This window comes from Sphingobium indicum BiD32 (genome assembly GCF_000382885.1).
GTDB classification, from domain to species: domain Bacteria; phylum Pseudomonadota; class Alphaproteobacteria; order Sphingomonadales; family Sphingomonadaceae; genus Sphingobium; species Sphingobium japonicum_C.
This window is the reverse complement of sequence record NZ_CAVK010000052.1, coordinates 1-4,947: the sequence shown is the minus strand read 5'-3', so window position 1 is coordinate 4,947 and position 4,947 is coordinate 1. Positions and strand designations below refer to the sequence as shown.

Below are 4,947 nucleotides of genomic sequence, written 5' to 3'. Positions count from 1 at the left end.
TCCGACGGCCCTGCCGCCAATGCCTGCGTCGCGCCCAATGTGGCGAGAAGCGCCGTACTTGCGCCGGCCATCAATGCCGAACGCATTCTCCTGGAACCAGTAGACATTAGATGTCTCCCTTCTGAATGCATGGTGAAAAGAGGGAATTTCCGGCCGAATGGGGCCGGTCTCGGGAAGGCGCGTTCACCATGTCCGCGTCCCGAAATGTCGTGAGATTGCGACCTCGAGCAGGCCTGCGATCGAACGCCATTCGGCATCGACAGCGGCAAGCGCCTGGACGAGGCGGTTGTAACCAATGGAGGCAGGGATCGCGCAAAACAGCCCGACGGCCGTTGCGAGCAGTGCTTCGGCGATCCCCGGCGCGACCACGGCCAGCGACGTGTCCTGGCTCTGGCCGATCGCGAGGAAACTGCCCATGATCCCCCAGACCGTTCCGAAAAGTCCGATGAAAGGCGCCGACGTTCCAAGCGTCGCGAGCCAGCCGGTCCGGCCAGCGAGGCTGCGCCCCTCGCGCTGGATTGCCATTTCGGCGATCGAGACCACGCGCTCGCGAACCTGCTCATAGTCCCGGACGAGGTTTTCCGAGGACCAGCGCCACTCAACCTCGATCGCGCCGAGGATGCGCATGATCCGGCCTTCCGCCTCGTCGCTGAGATTGCGCAGTTCGTCCTGCGTGCCGATGCTTGTCAGCAGGCGCTTGACGCTGACCGCCCGGTGCCGCTCGAGAGAGAGCGCCCAGGCCCGGCCGATGATGATCGACCAGGACACGACCGACGCCAGCATCAGCAAGACGATGATCGCCTGAACCAGCCGATCCGCCTGAAGGAAGATGTGGAACGGCGAGGATGGCGATGCCAGCCAGTCGAAGGTCACGAGACTCTCCTTTGCAGCAGGATCATCAGCTCAGCGCTTCACGATCGCGCGGATGAAGGTGTCGATGTCGGGGAGGCCGGTGATGGCGATGCGTTCGGTGCGCTGGAAAGCCTTGAGCGCGTCGGTGAATGCGGCGGATGGTGCGCCATTGGCCGCGCCCTTGAAGAGCTGCCTGGCGATCAGCGCGGCCTGCAGACGCTTCAGGCTGTCCTGATGGATCGAGACGGTCTTGCCATCGGCCGAAACCTGAACGAGCGGCGACGCTGCGGTCTGCCGGAGCGGCCTGATCGCGGTGACGGCACTGCTCGCGGCGTTTTCGAGCAGCATCTGCGGATTGCTGCGGCAGACGACGGCGACGACGTTCGGGAAATCGACGCCAGGCTCGGTCGGAATGATGTCATAGGCGTCCGGGACAAGCCGGTTATGTGCGGTCGCATAGCCAAGCAGCCAGTTGCCGTAGCGGGTGAACTCTTCGGGCTTGGCGAGGGCGGCGACATAGGTCGCGCAGGTCTGGGATCCGATACCGCGAATGGCAAAGCTACCATTGGCGTCAGCGGCCTGCGCGACTCCCGCCCCAAGGCAGGCGCCGGCCGCAAGGGCGAAGGAGAGAAGCGCGTGGCGCGCAAGACAAGCGGACATCGAATTTCCAATCTATGAACTGAGCGGCATCGGTCGGTCCGGAGACGAGGAGCGATGCACTGGTAAAATCCTGCCCGGGGAAGTCCCCCGCGCCCGATCGGACGCGGGGGCACACCCGGAAATTGGCAGCGGTGGCAAGTGCTGCCGGTCGGTATGGGGGTTCCCGGGCATCCCGGCGCCCCAGGGGAGGCGCGCCGGAATTCCTTGGCTTTAGTGAGCCACGGTGACGTTCACGTTGTTCCCACCGATGGTGAGCGTGTTCGTCGCGCTGTTGCCGTAGGCCGCCGATGCCAGCGCATTGCCGTTGATCGACAGGCTGGCATTGGTCACGCCGCCAGTGTTGCCGGTGCCGCTGGCCACAGCATTGATCGCGAGCGCACCGGAGGTGACGCCGGAGCTGGCGTTGATCGCCCCGGTATTGCTCTGGTTGCTGGCAATTGCCGTGGTCGTCGGCGTCGTGCCCGTGGCCGGGCTGTTGAGCGCGGTCAGGGTCAGCGAGTTGGTCGCGGCGTTGCCATAGGCCACCGAGACCGCGCTGTTGCCGTTCACGGTCACCGCCGAATTGGTCACCGAAGGCGCCGTTCCGAGGTTGTTGAACGAGGCGCCGTAAGTGACGTTCGCCGCTGCCGTGACGCCGCCGTTGTTCACCTGCTCATTGAGGACAGCGAAGCTTGCCGAGACGCTGTCCGCGCGGGACGAGGTCAGCGTTGCAGCACCACCCGTGCTGGTGTTGGCAAAGCTGGTCGCCGACGCCGAGAGCGCATTGGTGGCATTGTTACCGCCGGCACGCGCCGTGGTGGCATTGCTGTTGAGCGCCACCGAACTCGTATCGAGCGGGCTCGGGTCGCTCGCCGTGGCCCCATCATAGCCGGCCACGACAACATCGGCCTTGGTCGTGGCGTTCGCCGTGACCGTAGCGCTGCTAACCTGCTGGTTGATGACCCCAGCCGAAGCGCTGTCCGAATTGGCCGACAGGGTCAGCGTATTCGTCGAGCGATTCGAGAGCGCGGTCGAGCTGGTGGCGTTGCCGCTGAGATCGACCGTGCTCTGGTTGATGCCGTTGGAAACGAACTGGCTCTGGCCTGTCGCACCGCCGTCATTGTTCCACAGGTTGGTCGCCGCCGCCGCGGTGACGGTGACATTCGAATTCACCGACTGGGCGTTGTTCACGACATAATCAGCAGCCGACGTATAGTTGCCCGACGAACCGGAAAGCGAAGCGTTGGCACCATAATTCGATCCACTCACCGTGGTTGACACCAGGCTCGTATCAGCCGCCACGGTCATGCTGTTGCTCGCAGCATTGACCGTCGAGGAGGCGACGTTGCTGTTGTCGTCTAGCGACAAGGTCGAGGAGCTGTTCGCGGCGGGCGCCGCAATAGTCATCGTCGATGCCGCACCAAATGTTACGGTTGTAGATGCCGATTGCTTCGAAAGCAGCGCACCATTGGTGGATACGCTACCGCCGCTCAGCGACACGCTGTTGGCGGCACTGTTACCAGCGGTCGTCGCCGATTGCGCATTGTCTGAAACTGATAGCGTGCTGCCGGTAATATCACTGGTGTCATCCACCGCCCCGGGAGCGCCAGCGCCCAGCGTCGCGATATTGTATGTGCCGGTAACAGTCGTCGTTTCCGAACCGCTGACCGCCTGGATGTTGGCAAGAGCATGATCCGCCGTTGCATAGGCCGCCGGTCCGGTGCCCGCGTTCGGTGCTGCTGTCGCGCCGACCGTCGTGTCCGAAGCCGCCAGAGCGCTGCTGCCGGTCACCTTGATGCTATTGCTTGCAGCGTTGCCGGTGGTCGCGCCGGAGAGGACGTTGCCGTCTACGAGAACACTGCTGTTCGCGATATCCCGGCCGACGGTGACATTGGCGCCACTGAAGTCGGAGATGGTCGCGGTGAGCGCACCCGAACTCGTCTGGTTGTTGGCCAGAGCCGAGGTGGTCGAGACGTTCGTCGCATCGAGCGCGACGCTGTTGGTGCCGGCGTTGCCGGTAACCGTCGAGCTTTCCGCATTGTTCGACACCGACACCGTACTGGTGCTGACATCGCTCAAACTTGGGCTGGCAACTCCGGTCGCCGACACACCGAATAGGGCGCCAACCGTGCTGGACAATGCGCCGGTGTTGGTCTGGCCGCTGGATACGGCCATATCCGCTGCGGCCGTACCGGTGACATTCGCTGTCGCCTGCGACGAATTGCTCACCCCATTGCCACGGGTCAGATTGGTAGCCATCGCCGACAGCGTATTGGTTGCGCTGTTGCCGCGTGCCGATCCGCTCGTGCTGTTGCCATCCACCGTCACGCTGCTGCCGGTGATATCATTGCCGACCGTGACGATCACACCGCCGGTCGATGGCGTACCTGCTGAACCTCCGCTGTTATAGGACGCAGCGATAGAGGGATTGTTCGCTCCCTGCCCGGTCGCTTGGACAACGATGTTGCCGCCCGACAGGGTGAAGGTGAAGCCCGCACCGTATTGTGCGGTGAGCGCGGTAACCTCATCAGCCGTATGGCCGCCATCCGTGGTAGCACCGTTGAACGTGTACGGACCCGACCCCGTGTTTCCGGTCGAAGTGAACGTGAAGTTGTGCGTCGTCGGCGCCGTGGCCGCGGTGCCCGCCTTACCGATCAGCACGGCAGCGGTGCCGTTCATCACCTGATCGTTGGCAACGGCAGCACTGGTCCCGAGATTGGTCCCCGACAACGTGATCGCGTTCCCACTGCCGAGTGTCGCGTTGCCCGCTGCATTGGCTGCCAGGCTGTTGCCGTCCGAGGCCACGCTCGAGCTGGTCAGGCTGCCGCTGATCGCGGTGCTGACATCGGTGCTCTTGGTCTGACTGGTGAAGGCATCGGTCAAACCGGCCCGCACGCTGGTACCCGAAGCGACCGATTGCTCGTTGGCCACGGCGAAGGCGGCATTGGCGGTTGCGACGCTGCCGCTGACGCCTGCCGCAGGCGCTTCCGTGCCAAGCGTGCTGATGGTGGTGGCCGAGGCGGTGATGGCGTTGCCGCCCCGGTTGGCCGCCGCATCGGCGAGCACGCTGTTGTTCGACGCCGTGATCGCCGAGCTGCCCGTCACATCGCCGGTGATCGCGTTGGAAACGATCGGGCCGTCCGAGCCCGCGCCGCCGACCTGCGCCACGATCGTCTGCGTGCCGGTGGCGACGGTCACATCCTGCTGCGAGGCGATTGCCGCGACCGTGCCGGAGGACGGCGACGCCAGGCTCCCCGTCGCGATGCTGTTGGCATCGATCGTGGTCGCGTTCGAAACCTCGTTGCCGCGCGCCAGAGCGCGAGCCGAGTTGCTGTCATTGGACAGCGTCGAGCCAGTCACATTACCGGTGATTGAGGCGAGATAGCCAGCGGTGCCGGCCGCGTCGTCCACCAAAGCAGTGACAGTCTTGGCGCCGGCGCTGGTAACCGCCAGTTC

General features: G+C 64.4%; 3 protein-coding genes. All 3 read right to left on the bottom strand.

Annotated features, from left to right (window positions below):
- Positions 1–183: 183 nt before the first annotated feature.
- The 3 genes from EBBID32_RS04980 to EBBID32_RS24430 all read right to left on the bottom strand — a co-directional run bounded on the left by EBBID32_RS04980 (position 184) and on the right by EBBID32_RS24430 (position 4,902).
- On the bottom strand, positions 184–873 hold the full coding sequence (locus EBBID32_RS04980; protein ID WP_006951884.1) for a MotA/TolQ/ExbB proton channel family protein: 690 nt from the start codon (positions 871–873) through the stop codon (positions 184–186).
- Between the two features lie 30 nt (positions 874–903).
- Positions 904–1,512, bottom strand: a complete 609-nt coding sequence (locus EBBID32_RS04975) for a peptidoglycan-binding domain-containing protein (protein ID WP_006951882.1) — start codon at positions 1,510–1,512, stop codon at positions 904–906.
- Between the two features lie 210 nt (positions 1,513–1,722).
- Entirely contained in the window at positions 1,723–4,902 is a 3,180-nt protein-coding gene (locus EBBID32_RS24430) for a beta strand repeat-containing protein (RefSeq protein WP_006951880.1), read from the bottom strand.
- Positions 4,903–4,947 lie beyond the last annotated feature (45 nt).